The sequence below is a fragment of the Dactylosporangium sp. NPDC000244 genome (assembly GCF_040300725.1).
In the GTDB taxonomy this organism is placed as follows: Bacteria; Actinomycetota; Actinomycetes; order Mycobacteriales; family Micromonosporaceae; genus Dactylosporangium.
On the sequence record NZ_JBEPEH010000019.1, the window covers coordinates 45,320 to 59,492 of the forward strand.

At 70.6% G+C, this 14,173-nt stretch carries 15 protein-coding genes; 6 read left to right on the forward strand and 9 right to left on the reverse strand.

Annotated elements, in window-relative coordinates:
* Nucleotides 1-73: 73 nt before the first annotated feature.
* The 8 genes from ABT369_RS26500 to ABT369_RS26535 form a co-directional block, all read right to left on the reverse strand.
* The gene (locus tag ABT369_RS26500; protein ID WP_350615839.1) at nt 74-490 is read right to left on the reverse strand and encodes a hypothetical protein; all 417 of its coding nucleotides are present in this window, start codon (nt 488-490) and stop codon (nt 74-76) included.
* Between the two features lie 79 nt (nt 491-569).
* Nucleotides 570-953: a DUF4913 domain-containing protein gene (locus ABT369_RS26505; RefSeq protein ID WP_350615840.1), complete on the reverse strand. Its 384-nt coding sequence runs from the start codon at nt 951-953 to the stop codon at nt 570-572.
* A complete protein-coding gene (locus ABT369_RS26510; protein ID WP_350615841.1) occupies nt 950-1,963 on the reverse strand; it encodes a hypothetical protein in 1,014 nt (337 codons plus the stop codon). The genes ABT369_RS26505 and ABT369_RS26510 overlap by 4 nt, the downstream gene beginning before the upstream one ends.
* Before the next feature lie 11 nt (nt 1,964-1,974).
* Entirely contained in the window at nt 1,975-3,405 is a 1,431-nt protein-coding gene (locus ABT369_RS26515) for a relaxase/mobilization nuclease domain-containing protein (protein WP_350615843.1), read from the reverse strand.
* A 26-nt stretch (nt 3,406-3,431) separates the two neighbouring features.
* Nucleotides 3,432-3,869 carry a hypothetical protein gene (locus ABT369_RS26520; protein ID WP_350615845.1) on the reverse strand — a complete coding sequence of 146 codons (438 nt, stop codon included), beginning with the start codon at nt 3,867-3,869 and terminating at the stop codon, nt 3,432-3,434.
* Nucleotides 3,870-4,121: 252 nt separating this feature from the next.
* The gene (locus tag ABT369_RS26525) at nt 4,122-5,207 is read right to left on the reverse strand and encodes a fatty acid desaturase family protein (protein WP_350615847.1); all 1,086 of its coding nucleotides are present in this window, start codon (nt 5,205-5,207) and stop codon (nt 4,122-4,124) included.
* An 11-nt stretch (nt 5,208-5,218) separates the two neighbouring features.
* Entirely contained in the window at nt 5,219-6,277 is a 1,059-nt protein-coding gene (locus ABT369_RS26530; RefSeq protein WP_350615848.1) for a ferredoxin reductase, read from the reverse strand.
* Nucleotides 6,278-6,994: 717 nt separating this feature from the next.
* Nucleotides 6,995-7,201, reverse strand: a complete 207-nt coding sequence (locus ABT369_RS26535) for a recombinase family protein (protein ID WP_350615850.1) — start codon at nt 7,199-7,201, stop codon at nt 6,995-6,997.
* Nucleotides 7,202-7,425: 224 nt separating this feature from the next.
* On the opposite strand from ABT369_RS26535, the gene ABT369_RS26540 reads away from it, so the two are divergent.
* From ABT369_RS26540 to ABT369_RS26555, 4 genes are all read left to right on the forward strand, one after another.
* A complete protein-coding gene (locus ABT369_RS26540; protein WP_350615852.1) occupies nt 7,426-7,821 on the forward strand; it encodes a hypothetical protein in 396 nt (131 codons plus the stop codon).
* A gap of 87 nt (nt 7,822-7,908) precedes the next feature.
* The gene (locus tag ABT369_RS26545; RefSeq protein ID WP_350615854.1) at nt 7,909-8,334 is read left to right on the forward strand and encodes a hypothetical protein; all 426 of its coding nucleotides are present in this window, start codon (nt 7,909-7,911) and stop codon (nt 8,332-8,334) included.
* A gap of 81 nt (nt 8,335-8,415) precedes the next feature.
* Entirely contained in the window at nt 8,416-8,976 is a 561-nt protein-coding gene (locus ABT369_RS26550) for a hypothetical protein (protein ID WP_350615856.1), read from the forward strand.
* A gap of 147 nt (nt 8,977-9,123) precedes the next feature.
* Nucleotides 9,124-10,062 (forward strand): hypothetical protein, encoded by a 939-nt coding sequence (locus tag ABT369_RS26555; RefSeq protein ID WP_350615858.1) that lies wholly within the window; start codon nt 9,124-9,126, stop codon nt 10,060-10,062.
* A gap of 248 nt (nt 10,063-10,310) precedes the next feature.
* Here ABT369_RS26555 and ABT369_RS26560 read toward each other — a convergent pair whose 3' ends face one another.
* Complete coding sequence (locus ABT369_RS26560; RefSeq protein ID WP_350615859.1) at nt 10,311-10,436, reverse strand: hypothetical protein; 126 nt, start codon at nt 10,434-10,436, stop codon at nt 10,311-10,313.
* Here ABT369_RS26560 and ABT369_RS26565 point away from each other — a divergent pair.
* Together ABT369_RS26565 and ABT369_RS26570 are read left to right on the forward strand one after the other, a co-directional pair.
* Complete coding sequence (locus ABT369_RS26565) at nt 10,435-13,506, forward strand: DUF6884 domain-containing protein (protein ID WP_350615861.1); 3,072 nt, start codon at nt 10,435-10,437, stop codon at nt 13,504-13,506. The genes ABT369_RS26560 and ABT369_RS26565 overlap by 2 nt on opposite strands.
* An 81-nt stretch (nt 13,507-13,587) precedes the next feature.
* A complete protein-coding gene (locus ABT369_RS26570; protein ID WP_350615863.1) occupies nt 13,588-14,145 on the forward strand; it encodes a hypothetical protein in 558 nt (185 codons plus the stop codon).
* Nucleotides 14,146-14,173 lie beyond the last annotated feature (28 nt).

Below are 14,173 nucleotides of genomic sequence, written 5' to 3' on the forward strand. Positions count from 1 at the left end.
CTGGATGTCCGGCGAGCGCGGCGCGGAAAGAGGTGTGCCAGGTCGCTGACCGCTCCACGAATTGCCTACGGAATTAGGCCAACTCGGCAGCGGCGTCGTCGAGGTAGTGCGCGACGCGTGACCAGACGTTCCGTCGTTGTCCGGGACCGATCGCATCTGCAGCTGCCGTTGCATAGAGGTCGGCGAGATGTTTGACCAGTCCGATGGTCGCCTGGCGGAGTTCGATACTGTCTGGTCCGGCCGTGGGCGCATGGTGTACCGCGGACTCGGTGTGGGTGTGGTCGGCTTTCAATATCCTGACCGCATGCTGGATGGCGTCAGTGTAGAACGCCCAGTCCTGTGAGGCTGGTCCCTCGGCGGTAGCGGTTGCTGCGTGTGCGGCGAGCGAGAGGGCTCGCAGAACAGAACTGTCGTCGGGATTGACTGTCGCAGGCAGGGTTTCGGTGATGCCGAGCAGCAGGTCGCGTAGGGTGACCGGTGTGGTTGGCATGGTTGTGCCCTTTCGAAGAGGTTGACGTCCGCCCAGGGGTGCGAAGTTTGTTCGCCGTGCGGGGCGTATGGCTGTCGAGTTAGTCCCACCAGTCCGTTGGCGCTGGTGATACGTCGGGGAGTGCGGGCGACTCGTGTTTGCCGGCTCTGGTGCCTTCGGGCTGGCGACAGTTGCGGAACGGGCCGTCGGCGGCGAGCAGGATTTGTAGGTGGTGGTCGAAGTCGAGCCACCAGCCGGCTTTGGCTTCGGGTTGCCAGCGGGCGGCTTCCCAGCTGGTCCACAGCAGGGTGAGCCGGGCGATGGCTTCTGCGTGGTCCCACCACTCGGCGCACCAGCGCAGTCGGGGGTTGCCAGGGATGCGGTGCAGGAACATCGGGGTGAAGTAGCCGAGCACCCAGGCTTCGAGGCTGGGGTACAGCGGCGGGTGCTGTTCCTGTTCGCTCGCGGGGGCCGGTGCGGTCATCGGGCCAGTCCGGCCGTGCGGCCCGCGGTGTTCGCGGGGACAGCGGTTGCGGGCGTGCGGCGGGCGACATCGCGTGGCATGGCGCCGGGATGGTTCAGCCCGTCGGGGTACCACTCTCCGGCCAGTTGCGCAGCGTTGCGCTTCGCGGCGGCGGTGTCGCGGCTGGCGGCGCCGATGTGGGTCGTATTGTCCGGCATGCCATCGACGGCGTGCTCGTCGACACCCTTCGTGGCTGGATTGTCTGGTGTCGCTGCGGCGGCGAGACCGTGCGCGATCTCCTGGCCCGCACGCTCGGCGAGCGCAGCACGCAGTGCCTCCGCGGCGGCGTCGCCGGCTGGCCCGAGCCGGCGCAGCTCGGCAAGGTAGTCGGCAGGGTCGATGCCAGTGGCGAGGCGGATCTGTTCGTCGGCGACCGCGGTATCGAAAGCGGCCGGACCGACGACCGGCTCATCGCTGGCGTCGAGGGCGCCGGCTCGGGTTCCCGGACCGTATGGCCGCATCACCGGGGTGTGGGCCATCTGCTCTGCGGCGGTACGCATCGCGTCGGCGCGCGGCGTGCCGCTGCGTACCGCCTCGTCGTACAGGTGCATCGGCCGCGGGTACATGTCCCGGAGTTGGTCTTCGACCGTTTCCGCGGCGGCGCGCGCTTCGGGGAACTGCTCTTCGCGGAGCCGAGCGGTCCGCCACACGGTGGCGAGGTCGTAGAGGTCGGCGGTGGCGACCCAGTTCGGGTCGAGTGTCTGGTTGATGAGGCGCCGGTCGTGCGTCGCGCGTTGCCGGGCGGCGTACTCGGCGAGCCGGTCGCTGTGCTCGCGGAGCTTCCCCGCTTGTTCCTGCTGACGCTGCTGCGCTTGCGCCTGTGCTTCCTCCCGTCCTTGCTTGCGGCGGCGCTGTTCGGCGGCGAGACGGGCCAGGGCCTCGCCGAGGGTCCCGAGGACCGCCAGAGCTTGGCCGGCGCGTTGGGTGATCTCCGCAGCGATGTCTGGGTGCTGCTCCTGTCCGAGGTCCATCAGCCTTTCCCCTATCTGCCGTGGCCGACGCCCGGCCCGGGTTGCCGTCGAGCGTCGTTGGGGCGCGTTGGCGGGATGGTTGATGGCCGCGTTGACGGCGGTGCTGCGGTCACGTCCGGGATGTGGCCGCCGGGCATGCTGTTGCGGGTGCCGGCCGAACGCAGGAGCCGGGCTGCGGTACGGGCGGCGCGTGCCTGGTGCAGACGACGTTGGGCGTCACGCAGCTCGGCGAGGGAGTCGGCGAGCATCGACATGTTGCGGATCAGCCGGAGCATGCCGACTATCGCGTTGCCGTCGCTGAGCTCTCCGGCCAGCCGCAGGCGCCGTGACATCGAGCGCAGCGCTCCTCGGCGGCTGGTTGACGGCAGCGGTCGCCGGTAGGGCTCTCGGGTGGCCCGGTCGAGGGCCTCGGCTGCCCGGTGCAGCGGACCGCGCCGATCACCCTCCAGTAGGCGGGCAGCAACGGTGAGCGTGTCTGCCGCGGCGTATGCTGCGGCGCTCGCAGCCGCTCGATCCGTGCCCGGCTGTCCGATCAGGTCGGCAGCGGCGCGGACCGCGCCGGCGGCCTCGTCATACAGCTCGGCTTGGACCAGCCGTGGAGGCGGCGCGACCGAGCCGGTGGGTTGACCCCAGCGACGACGCAGTTGCGGCAGCGTGAGGTCAGGTGCGAGCCGGCCACCGCCGTACCAGATCGGTTGACCCGCAGCTGTGGTGTGGCTCGCCAACGCAACGGCGTACCCGGTGACCTGCCCGGCGTGCACGGTACTCGTTCGGGTCCGAACGAGTAGCCCGGTGTCTCGCAGGAGCGCGAAGAACTGCTCCTGGCTGTCGGCGACGGCGGCGGCGTGGCGGACCTGGCGACGCAACTCGTCGCGGGGGCGTTCACGCCGACCAGTGCGGGCGGCCTTATGCACCTCGCGGGTGGTCGGTCGGGTGTGTGCGGTGCGGTCGGCGGGGCCGACCCGGTGCAGCCCGTAGCGTTCTTCAAGGTCTCGGCACGCTGCTTGGGCGAGCCATCGGTCGTTGCGTGCCCACGCTGTGCGCCGGTCCTGCCGCACGAGCGTCGCGACGATGTGGATGTGATCCGGGGCGTGCCGCACGGCGACCCACCGAACCGCGCGGGAGTCGCCGTGCGGTGCGAGTCCCACCTTGGCCATGACCTCGGCGCCGATCCGCGCCCACTGCTCGTCGGTGAGCCACCGGTCTTCCGGGTGGGTGCGGATCGAGCAGTGCCACACCGGCTGGCGCGGCGGGTTGACCCCGCGCCGGACCGGTTGCTCCAGCAGGTCGACGAGCGTGCGCAGATCCGGTTTGCCGTCCGGGCCGATCGGCGGCTCCAGGCTCGACAGCGGCCCGGCGCCGTCCCATGCGGCGACCAGGTGAGGATCGACGTGCTCCTCGCGTCGCCCCGGCCCGTACAAGTAGCGCAGCAGCCCGTACACCCGACGACCTCGGCCGATCTTGGGGATCATCGCAGGGCCCGGTCGATCCGGGCGATCACGTCATCGACCCGCCGCATCCGCTGCTCGCACAGCGCCGCGGCCCGCACCAGCCAGGCCGGCACATCGCCGGTGGCGTGCAACGCCGCAATGCCCTGGTTGAGGTTGGTGCCGATCCGTCCGACCGCGACCCGGGCATCGAACAGCTCGACCTGGAGCTGCGCGAGGGTTTCACGGCCCAACGTCGTCGGCTGGTCGCCGCGGGCGGCGGCCAGGCCGGCTTCGCCGACGAACCCGGTCGGCGTCAGCCCCGCGGCGGTGGCTGCCGCGGCGATGTCGGCGATCTCCTGCTCGGTGTACCGCGGAGCGATCCGGGCGGGACGCCCAGGGTAGAGGTGGCGCCGATCGCGGCCACGACTGGATCTCGGCGACGCGTCGGCATCCTTCGGCGAGTGCTGCTCGATCACCAGGCCACGGTCACCGACCGCCGTTGCCGACACCGTTAGCGCCGATGACGGGCCCACCCAGCGACGACGCATCGTCGCTGCTCAACGGCTGACCGCGCCCGGTCGGCCGTCGCTCCGGTTACCGGAGCCTATAACTTGCTCCCGCAACACAGCGGGAGTCCGTCCACTCCGGTTCTAGGGCGTTACTGTCCTGTATCGCCAAAGGTTGCGAATGTCAGACCAAGGTTGCGAGTGATCTTGCGAAGGTCAGGATTACTCTGCGAGTCGCTGCTGGGCTGATTTCCAGCTGGGCAGGGCGAGGCGGAAGATGGTTTTCCAGACGCTGGCGGTCTGGTGGGCGAGGGATCCGGTGTTGTACCGCAGCCCGAACCGTTCGCAGAGGTCACGGACTCTCGGGGCGATCTGGGCGTAGCGGTTGCTGGGCAGGTCGGGAAAGAGGTGGTGTTCGATCTGGTGGCTGAGGTTGCCGGACATGAGGTGGAACAGCGGGCCGCCGTCGATGTTGGACGAGCCCAGCAGTTGCCGCACGTACCACTCGCCGCGGGTCTCGCCGTCGAGTTGATCTTCGGTGAACACCTCGGAGCCTTCGGGGAAGTGGCCGCAGAAGATGATCGTGTGTGACCACACGTTGCGGGCCACGTTGGCGAGGAGGTTGCCGAGCAGGGCCGGGACGAACGACGGGCCGGCCAACAGCGGGAACACCACGTAGTCCTTGATGACCTGACGGCGGGCCTTGCGCAGCACCCCGCGCAGCTGGGTCAGTGCCTCACCCCAGCGTTTCTCGCCCCGCCACGCACGTTCCAGCTCGACGGCGTAGATGGCGATGCCCCACTCGAAGACGACGGCCAGTGCGGCGTTGTAGAGCGGCTGGGCGAGGTAGATCGGGTGCCAGGGCTGCTCGGGGCTGACGCGCATCGCGCTGTATCCGATGTCGCGGTCCTTGCCCAGCACGTTGGTGTAGGTGTGGTGCACGACGTTGTGCGAGTGTTTCCACATGTCGGCCGGCGAGGCGTGGTCCCATTCCCAGGTGGTGGAGTGGATGTCGGGGTCGCGCATCCAGTCCCACTGACCGTGCAGGACGTTGTGGCCGATCTCCATGTTCTCCAGGATCTTGGCGACGGCCAGCGCCGCGGTGCCGGCCAGCCACGCCGGCGGCAGGATCGAGACTGCCAGCAGGGTGCGGCCGCCCGCCTCCAGGCCCCGCTGGACGGCGATGACCCGACGGATGTAGCGGGCGTCGTCCTCGCCCAGGCTGGCGGTGACCTCGTCACGGATTCGGTCGAGCTCGCGGCCGATCTCCTTGATGTCGACCTCGGTGAGATGTTCGGGTACAGGCACAGGTGGGTCTCCTACACATCGATCTCGACAGGACCGGCCGCCGCGGTGACGCAGGTCTGGATGAGTTCACCCTCGTCGCCGTGCTCGCGGCCGGTGCGCAGGTCGCGGACCCGGCCGGAGCGCAGCCGTACCACGCAGCTGTGACAGATGCCCATGCGGCAGCCGCTGGGCATGAGCACACCGGCGTGCTCGCCGACGGCCAGCAGTGGCGTGCTGCCGTCCGCCTGTGCCGTGCTTCCACTCGCGGCGAACCTGACGCAGCCGCCCGCACCGCCGGACACCCGGGCGGTCCGGAAGCGCTCGACCCGCAGGCGGTCACCGACGCCGGCCCGCCGCCAGTGCCGCTGTGCGTCGTCGAGCATCCCGGCCGGGCCGCAGGCCCAGGTGTGGCGTTCGCGCCAGTCGGGGCAGATGTCACGGACCTGCGCGATGGTGATCCGGCCGCCGGTGCGGGTGTGCCGCTCGTACAACCGCAGGCTCTTCCATCCTGCGGCGAGTGTCCGCAGGGCCGGGCCGAGGATGACATCGTCGGGGGTCGGCGCGGACAGCACCAGTACCACGTCGGGCACTCGCTGCAGGGCGGCCAGGCTGTGCAGCATCGCCGCCACCGGCGTGACCCCGCTACCCGCGGTCAGGAACAACAGCCGTTGGGGTATCGGTTCGGGTAGCACGAAGTCACCCTCGGCCGGGGTGAGGCGCACGATCGTCCCGGGCGTCACCCGGCGCACCAGGTACGGCGACACCAGCCCGTCATGGGTGGCCTTGACGGTGATCGTGAGGCGCCCGTCGGGGCAGTGCGGTGACGAGGACAGCGAGAAGGGCCGCCAGTGCCGGACACCTTCGATGTCGACCCCCACCCGCACGTACTGACCGGCGCGGTGACCCGTCCAGCCGATCCCCGGACGGATCACCAGGCTCGCCGCGGCGGCGGTCTCCGGCCGCACCTCCTCGACCCGGCCACGCAGGCCCCGCAGCGACCACAGCGGATTGACCAGCCCGAGATAGTCATCGGGCAGCAGCGGCGTGGTCAGCCAGGACACCGCGTCCAGCACACGCCGACGAACGGTCATCCCACGACTCCACCCGTCGGCGGTGGCCAAGGTGTCAGATGACGTCAACGGCGCACCCCCTCAAACAGCGCGCAACCTACCCTGGTGCACCCGACGCTAACCTCGTTTGCAGCCCGACCAGCCATGCCGGCACTGCGCTCGACACCCTGACCGCGAGGTACACGAGCACGACAAGCAATGCCCATCGACGATCGGTGTCATCAGTGCGCTCGCTTTGCCGATCATCACGTTCGTCGCCTACGACTGCGGCGGTTACATCGCCACTCGGATGGCCCGGTTCAACGGCGTCAAAGAGCATCGCCGCCTGGGTCTGGGCCGTGGTCATCACCACCGTCCTCGGCCTGCTGGCCGGCGACCAGTCCGCTCACTCACCGGGCTCGACGGCGCCATCTCCCGCATCCGCCGCTGGCTCGCACAACGCCGGGGGTGCTGCCCGTCCCAAACCCAATCACGACACTGCCGGCCAACAATCAAGATCCACTGAATCCGCAAGGTAAGTCTGACCAAAATCCGGCTCCATCGGTCAGACCTACTCTGCGAACCGCAGGTCCACGGACAGACCGTTTGAAACCTTCGACTGGATCGGACAGTTACGGGTCGGCTGCGCCGGCACCAATGGGCAACCGCACCGCGGCGCCTCGCGATGGCCGGCGGCCGTGAGCCGTCCCGCCCGGTGCGGCGGTTCGTGGATGCGTCGGCTAACGCGGTGCGGCTTGGCTACGCCTCGTCGGCGTGCTCCTGGTCGTAGCGAGCAAGCACGTACTGGACGCTGCTCTTCGTCCACTGCCCGCGGCCGGACGGCGTCGCGACCTGTTCGGCGTTGAGGGCGGCGGCGATCTGCGCCAGGGAGTTGCCGGCGGCGCGGAGCTCTGCCGCTCGCGGCGCGCCCTCGGGCAGTGCTGCGGGCGGTCGTCCGAGTCGCACGCCACGGTCGCGGGCAGCAGCCATTCCTTCGGAGACCTCGGGTCGGGACGGCCGGGGCTCGTTCTGCGGCATCCCTGCAGCGTACAGAAAAAGGTCTGAGAAAAGACAGCCCACCCCTAGACTTTACTATACCATTTATTATACGCTTGTGGTGAAGGCGCCCGGCAGGTGCTGGAACACCGGCCGGGCTGCGGAAACAACCACCACTGCGAAAGGTGTTTCCAATGACCAACCCTACGTCCTCCGACTCCGGTCAGAGCCGTCAGACGACGCCGCCCATCGAAGACCTGATCCGCCTGGTGGCGTGCTACTCCAACCGCGACCAGGTCGAGGCGGCTGGCTTCACCTTCGGCACCGACCTCAAGATCGGCAATGTCGCGGCGATCGACTCGCGGGGACGGTGGCGTGTCGGGGTCGTCGTGCGGATCGGTCGACTCAATGCCGCCGTGGAGTACACGACCGAGGGTGCCATCCGCGACGCGGCTGACCCGCGCAGCTCCTGGACGGAGCCGTTCCGGTCGATCAAGACGGCGCGGTTCGCGGACATCGCGGTCCGTCCCGCGGCTGGGCCCGCCTTGTCCGGCGATGGCGCCACGGCGTCCGCCCGGCTGGACGGCTGACCGCTCGCGCTTCGGCTGGCCGCGTATGCGATGAGGTCCTGCGCGGCCAGCCGGCCACCCGATCCCGCGTTCTGTCTGGAGGAACCCATGTCGAACGAAGCAGACCCGGCGGCCGGCGACGCACGTGGCGCTCACCGGGCCAGCAGCCACGACGGGCAGCGCGACACCGCTGACGTCCTCCTCGATGAGGTGATCACCCGGATCCGCCGCCGCTTTCCCGACGCCGTCATGGCGTACCTCAACCATCCCGGCGACGGGGACGACGACCGCATCATCCTGTGGGATCTCGCCAGCGCCGAGGGCGTGCTGTGGCCCGACGAGGACGGCGAAGTGTTCCAGGGCGCGGACGAGCCGGGGGAGCGTCTGTGGCTCGGCGAGCGCGACGGCGACCCCTACGCGGAACTCGCTGAGATCAACCGGCTGCTCACCGCGGTCTACCGCGAGCGCGGAGCGGACCTGTTCGAGCCCGGCGAGCTGGGTGGCGGCTGGTACCTGCCCTTGGACCGCACCTAGGCACCAGCCTGCGAGAAGTGCTGCCGCGCGGCACTTCCACAACCAGTCACACCCGGTCCTCAGCGTGAAAGGTGTCCGGAAATGCCCGAAACCACAACTCACGGACCCGAACGCTCCAACGGGCGGGCCACCACGCCCGTTGCCGAGTACGACCACAACGGCAACTGCGTCGGCTGCGGCACACACCGTAACGCCCCGTGCCGCCCGGCGTGCCCGTTCCAGACCGGTGTCTTCGGCGAGTCGACCATCCTGCGGGCGACGGTACGACGCCTGGCGGAACACCGAGTCACCGACGGTCAGGCCCGACGTCTCGTCCTGCGTGAGCTGGGCTTTGTCGAGTGGACCGTCCGCCGCGATCGGCGTCGCAGTGGTTACCATCTTCGATCCGCCATGGTCGCCGCCGCAGTCGCGCTCGTGGGCGAAACACACGCCACGCCGCTGGTCGAGCAGGCACGCGAGTTCCTCACCGACTTCCTCGTCGTGGAATGGGGCGCCGCGCCACAGCCGATGCGGGCCCTGGTCGTCTACCTGCACGGGATGACCGTCGATCTCCAGGACATCGGCCTCTCGCTATACGCCGCAGCCGCACGCCTTGACGGTGCCGACTTCAACGCCGAGGACTTCGGCGAAGTCGACAGCTGAGCTGCGCCGAATCCACCAACTCTTCGTCACCCGAGCCGAACCCGCCAACCCACTGACGCATGGGTCCTCCACGACGTGTCAGCTGCCGGCATCGCGACGGATTCGTTCGGCTCGGCCCACTCTGCGACCACAGTGAAGGAGCCCAGCATGACCAGCGCTGACGTGTACGGGCTGCGGCCCGGGGACCGCATCACGGTATCCCCTGGCGCGGCCAAGAGCGGCCACACGTACCGCACCCTCGCCGTCGGCTTCGCCCTCGACGTCACCTCGGTCCGGCCCGATCACCAGGGTGACTTCGAGGTTAGCGGCATCGAATTGACGACCCGCGGTGCGTGGCGCAGCGGCGTCCCGAGCCGCTCGGTGATCCTCCCGCGTGGCGCGTACAGCATCCCCGTCCGCGTCGGCGACAGCGTGGCCGCTGCGGGCATCAGCGCCGCCGCGACGGTGACCGCACTCCACGTGCGCGCTGACGGCACCGCGGTCGCGGACCTGCTGCTCCCCGAGGGCGAAACGAGGTGCGGGTACAACCTCGTCGACCTGCAGCACCGCGCTCGGGCCGCGCAGGAGCCTCTGCGTCAGCCGTGCCTGCGCGCACACGCTCCCGAGGCATGGTGCCAGCGATGCCTGGACGCGAACGAACCGGCCATGATGCCCTGCGACGCGGAGGAGTGCTCGGTCACGGCCGTCAACGTCGTGCTCGCCCGCCGCGGGCACACGCTCGCAGCCTGCGGACCGCACACCGAGCAGGTCCACCGCATCCTGCAAGACAGCGCTGCCACCACGATCGCGCTGCGGGCGGGCACGCGCGAGTGCTACGCCGACGGCACCCAGGTGGCCACCTGCCGGCACTGCGGGCACCCGATCTACGCCTACCCGGCCTTGGCCGGCTCCCGGCGCCCGTGGCGTGGCAACCAGTGGGACGAGACCGGGCGGTGCGGCGCGGCGGAGGACCGGACCCGGATCCGCACCCTGCACGAGCCGGCCGAGACCTGCGCCGAGCTCGACTGGGCGATCGCCGGTGCCGTCTGCGGCCCGACTGCCGAGCGGCACAACGAGCTGGACTGCCCCGCCCGGAACCTCCGGTAACCGTCCTGCTGTCGGCCGGCCCCGCTGCCGGGGCCGGCCCCGAGCCCTGGAGCGCCAACCGTGACCAGCAGCCACCCCGAGTCCGCCCAGCCCGCCGTCGTGGCCGAGGAGCGGCTCGCGCACCCGAACCCGTACGCGTGCGCGGCGTGCTCGAACCGGGCGACGCTGAAGCTCAGCCTGTCCGGCGGCGTGCAGGTCACCGTGTGCCGGCCGCACGCCGCCGCCTACCGCAACGGCACCGTCAACCGTCACGCCCCCGTCACGCCCGGCTGGCAGCCCACGACGCTGCTCGCGATGCCGACCGAGACCTGCATGGGGGTGCCGCTGCCGACCGGGCCGGGTAGGGTCACGCCCGGCCAGCGGGTCCACTGCATGTCCGGCTCGCTCCCGGCGCGGGACGGCGGTCAGGGCGGCGGCATCCTCCGCTCGATCGGGCCAAAAACCTCCTTGGTCGACGTCGACGGCGGCGGACCTCGACGGATCCGCAACGACCTGCTGCACCCTTCGGCCGGCCCTGCGGTCGCCGCCTGGCGACACGGCCGGGGATATCGCACCACCTTCCCCGACGGCCGCACCTGGCTGCCGAGCTGGGCGTGGCTGGGCTGGACCGTCGCCGAGCACCAGCAATACGCGGCCGGCCAGCGCAGCCTCCCGGAACCGGCACCAGCGCCGCAACGCTTGATCATCGTCGTCTGCGGGGCCCGGAAAGCGGACCGTATCGAAGCACCGGCCGGGGAGCTGTACGTCGGCAGCTACCACCGGGCGGCCCGCCGCGCCGCCGACGCGATCCGCACGCCGGGCACCAGGGTGATGATCCTGTCCGCCTGGTACGGCCTGGTGGAGCTGTCTGACATGCTGCTGCGGTACGACGCGCGGCTCGGTCAGCGGCACACCATCACTGCCGACGGGCTGCACGAGCAGGCCGAACAGCTCGGCCTGCTGGACGTCACCGACGTTGTCGTCCTCGCCCCGGCGCCGTACGCACGTCTCGCCCGGTTCGTCTGGCCGCACGCGACCTGCCCGCTGGACGGCACCCGCGGCATCGGCGACCAGATGCGCCGTCTCGCGACCCTCGCCTCCGCAGCGACCACCATCGCGCCCGCTCCCAACGTGCGGCCGGCCCAGCAGCACCACAGCGTGACCGGCGAGCGACACGTCACCGGCGCCCATGACGGCCGCATCCACCTCGACCTCGCCCGGCTCACGCCACCGTGCACGCCGATCCCGGCCTGCCGGGCGCGGCGGCGCCAGACCAACTGGGTGACGACCCAGGAGACACTGAGCTGCCCGCGGTGCGCGGTGATCCAGGCCCGTCGCCAGGAACTGCGCCGTTGGTGCGCGATGGTCGAACGGCTCGCCCGCAGCCGCACACCAGGCCCCGCCAGCCGACATCCCAGCGGACCCACCGCCGATCGGCCCCGCCCAACCCGGGGCCCAGCGACCGGACCACGCACACGACGGAGGACTGGACATCCGCGCCAACCCGGCCGTACGGGCCGCTCGCGCGGCCCTGTCGTTCAGGTTCGACGTGCTGATCCGGCCGCGACCAGTCGGTTCGGGCCGGCGCGCCCGCGGCCACCCGTCGGACGAGCTCCACCCGCCGGTACGGCCGAACACGGCCGACACCGTCGGCGGCGCGCGCACCGGGGCAGTACCTGGCCTGATGCGACCATCTTGGGCCCCACCAGGGCAAATGCCCCGACCCGTAGCGGGTCCGCTAACGGTTCGCCGACACCATCACGGTGCACCACCAGGTCCGTAGCACCGCCAGCGTTGACGGAAGCGCTACGGCCAGCCGTACCAGAGCCTCCGCAGCTCCACAGCACGCCAGAGCACCGCAACCCGGACACCGCGCCGAACCGGAAGGACCACGCCGTGACCACCCTGACCAGCCACCCCGCCGACGCCGAGTCGAGCGACACGCTCCAGGCCGCGAAGACGGTGCGAGCGGAGGTCACCGACGCGCGGACACTGCGCCAGATCAGCCGGGCCGAACAGGACCGGCTCAACGCCGACGCCGACGTCGAGCGGCGCGCTCGCGCCGCCAAGCTGGACCTGGAACTGCAGGACGCTCGCCGCGCAGCGGCTCGCCGCGAACGCGACGCCGCCGAGCGGGAGAAGCGCGAGCGCCGCAAACGGCGGCAGGCCCGCCGTGCCGCCCGCTGGGCGCGGCTGACCACCGCGGTCCCCCAGATGGCGGAGTGGGCGTTGTTCACCCTGCCGATCATGTTTCCGATGGCCGTCGCCTGGGTCGGGCAGATCCGCTTCGCGATGGACGTCATGCACTGGCCGCTCCCAGCCGCGATCATCTTCGCCGCCGGGTTCGAGCTGTCCACCGCCTACGTCGCCCGACTGGACTGGCGCGCCCGCGCAGCCGGCGACTCGTCGCTGCTATTCCGCGCGGCCACCTGGGGCTTCGCCGCCGGGGCCGCGGTCATGAACTACTGGCACGCGGCCGGCCCGAACTTCGCCCCCACCGGGGAGGCCGTCTCCTACGGGCTGATGTCGCTGACCGGCGTCATCCTCTGGGAACTCCTGTCGACCTACCGGCACCGCACGCGGCTGCGCGCCGAAGGCAAGCTCCCAGCCGCCCGGCCCCGCTTCGGGCTGGTCCGATGGCTGTACATGCGCCCAATCACCCGCATCGCCTGGCTCTTGACGGTCCGCGACGGCTACACCACCACCGACCTTGCCTGGCACGCCGCTGTCGACGCCATCGAGCAGTACGGCTCGGCCAAGCTGGCCCGAAAGGCGATCCGCCGCGGACGTCCGGCGTCGCGCCCAACTGCGGCCGGTCCCGACAGCCCGGAGCAGGCACCACACGAGGAAGCCTCCCGAACCGTCGTCCCGCCGCGCGACAGCGCGGACGAGCCGGACGAGACGACTGCGAGCCGCGAGACGAACACGCGACAAGAGACGACCGGCGGCAGCGAGACGGGCCAGGGAGACGAGACAGCCATCGGGAACGAGACGGAGCTGGAAGACGAGACGGCCATCGGCAACGAGACGCAGCCGAGAGACGAAACGACTGCCAGCAGCGAGACGGCTCACGCAGACGAGACAGCGATCGGCGACGAGACAGAGCAGAGAGACGGGGCGCCCGTCGGCCGTGAGACGAAGGTGGGAGACGGAACACCTGCCGGCCGCAAGACGAACGCCCGAGACGCCAGCGGCAAGCCCAGCGCGACCGCCCGCCGCGGGACTCGTGGCCGCAGCACCAGTCAGCGGGGCAGTGCTGCTGGTACCGGCGGCGCCGCTGGTCCAAAGGCTCGGCGGGGTGGGTCAGGTGCGTCGCTGCGGGCGCAGATGCTCGCCTACGCCCAGGACCGGATCGCGCAGGGGGCGCCCGTTACCGGCAAGGAGCTCGACGTCGCGTTCCACACCAACAACTACGGCTCCCGAGTCCTGCGAGAACTCGCTCGCACCCGGGTCGATGGCGCCTGAACTCGCCGCCCGTCGCGGCGAGACCACGCGGCAGGGCCAAGGGGTCTCTGCGAGTCGTCACCGCACGAGAGCGAGACATCCATGGGCATGATCTTCTATCCGGCCGGCTTCGAGCTGTACGTCGACAACCCGGGCCACGGCGAGCTGTCCGTCGTCGCGGCGCCCGAACCGTGGAACGGCGATCCCCTGGTCCACCAGGAGTGGCAGCTCGACCTCTATGGGCCGCAACTGGGCGAGTTCCTCGCCCGAGTCACCGACCGGACCCTGGACACCGACCAAGCCCGGCCAGGCCGGATTCGGTTGCCGGCATTCATCACCAGCGCGGTCGCCGCCACGCTGCTGCCCGCCCTGCAACGGGCGACCATGCTGGCGGTCGGCGGCTCCGACCGATACGAGCGGACCTTCCCCGAAACCGACGAGGCACCCGCCGGGCCGCTGTGCGTCCGGTGCAACCTTGGCACCCACTACTCGCCGGGTGCGCTCCCCTCGACCTGGTGCGAGCAGCACGGCCACCGCGCATACGGCGTCCGGACCGGCCGGTGGGACCTTGCCCAGGAACGCCACAGTCACGACCTCGCGATGTGGAAACGGGAACAGGCCCGCGAGCATGAGCGAGCAGCCTTGGAATCGCGGGGTTGACGGAGACGCTACCCGTCACCGCCCCAGC

Excerpts from the sequence above, each read along its gene's own strand:
- ABT369_RS26500 (WP_350615839.1), bottom strand. The coding sequence starts at position 490 with ATGCCAACCACACCGGTCACCCTACGCGACCTGCTGCTCGGCATCACC.
- ABT369_RS26505 (WP_350615840.1), bottom strand. The coding sequence starts at position 953 with ATGACCGCACCGGCCCCCGCGAGCGAACAGGAACAGCACCCGCCGCTG.
- ABT369_RS26510 (WP_350615841.1), bottom strand. The coding sequence starts at position 1,963 with ATGGACCTCGGACAGGAGCAGCACCCAGACATCGCTGCGGAGATCACC.
- ABT369_RS26530 (WP_350615848.1), bottom strand. The coding sequence starts at position 6,277 with ATGACCGTTCGTCGGCGTGTGCTGGACGCGGTGTCCTGGCTGACCACG.
- ABT369_RS26540 (WP_350615852.1), top strand. The coding sequence starts at position 7,426 with ATGACCAACCCTACGTCCTCCGACTCCGGTCAGAGCCGTCAGACGACG.
- ABT369_RS26545 (WP_350615854.1), top strand. The coding sequence starts at position 7,909 with ATGTCGAACGAAGCAGACCCGGCGGCCGGCGACGCACGTGGCGCTCAC.
- ABT369_RS26550 (WP_350615856.1), top strand. The coding sequence starts at position 8,416 with ATGCCCGAAACCACAACTCACGGACCCGAACGCTCCAACGGGCGGGCC.
- ABT369_RS26555 (WP_350615858.1), top strand. The coding sequence starts at position 9,124 with ATGACCAGCGCTGACGTGTACGGGCTGCGGCCCGGGGACCGCATCACG.
- ABT369_RS26565 (WP_350615861.1), top strand. The coding sequence starts at position 10,435 with ATGTCCGGCTCGCTCCCGGCGCGGGACGGCGGTCAGGGCGGCGGCATC.
- ABT369_RS26560 (WP_350615859.1), bottom strand. The coding sequence starts at position 10,436 with ATGCAGTGGACCCGCTGGCCGGGCGTGACCCTACCCGGCCCGGTCGGC.
- ABT369_RS26570 (WP_350615863.1), top strand. The coding sequence starts at position 13,588 with ATGGGCATGATCTTCTATCCGGCCGGCTTCGAGCTGTACGTCGACAAC.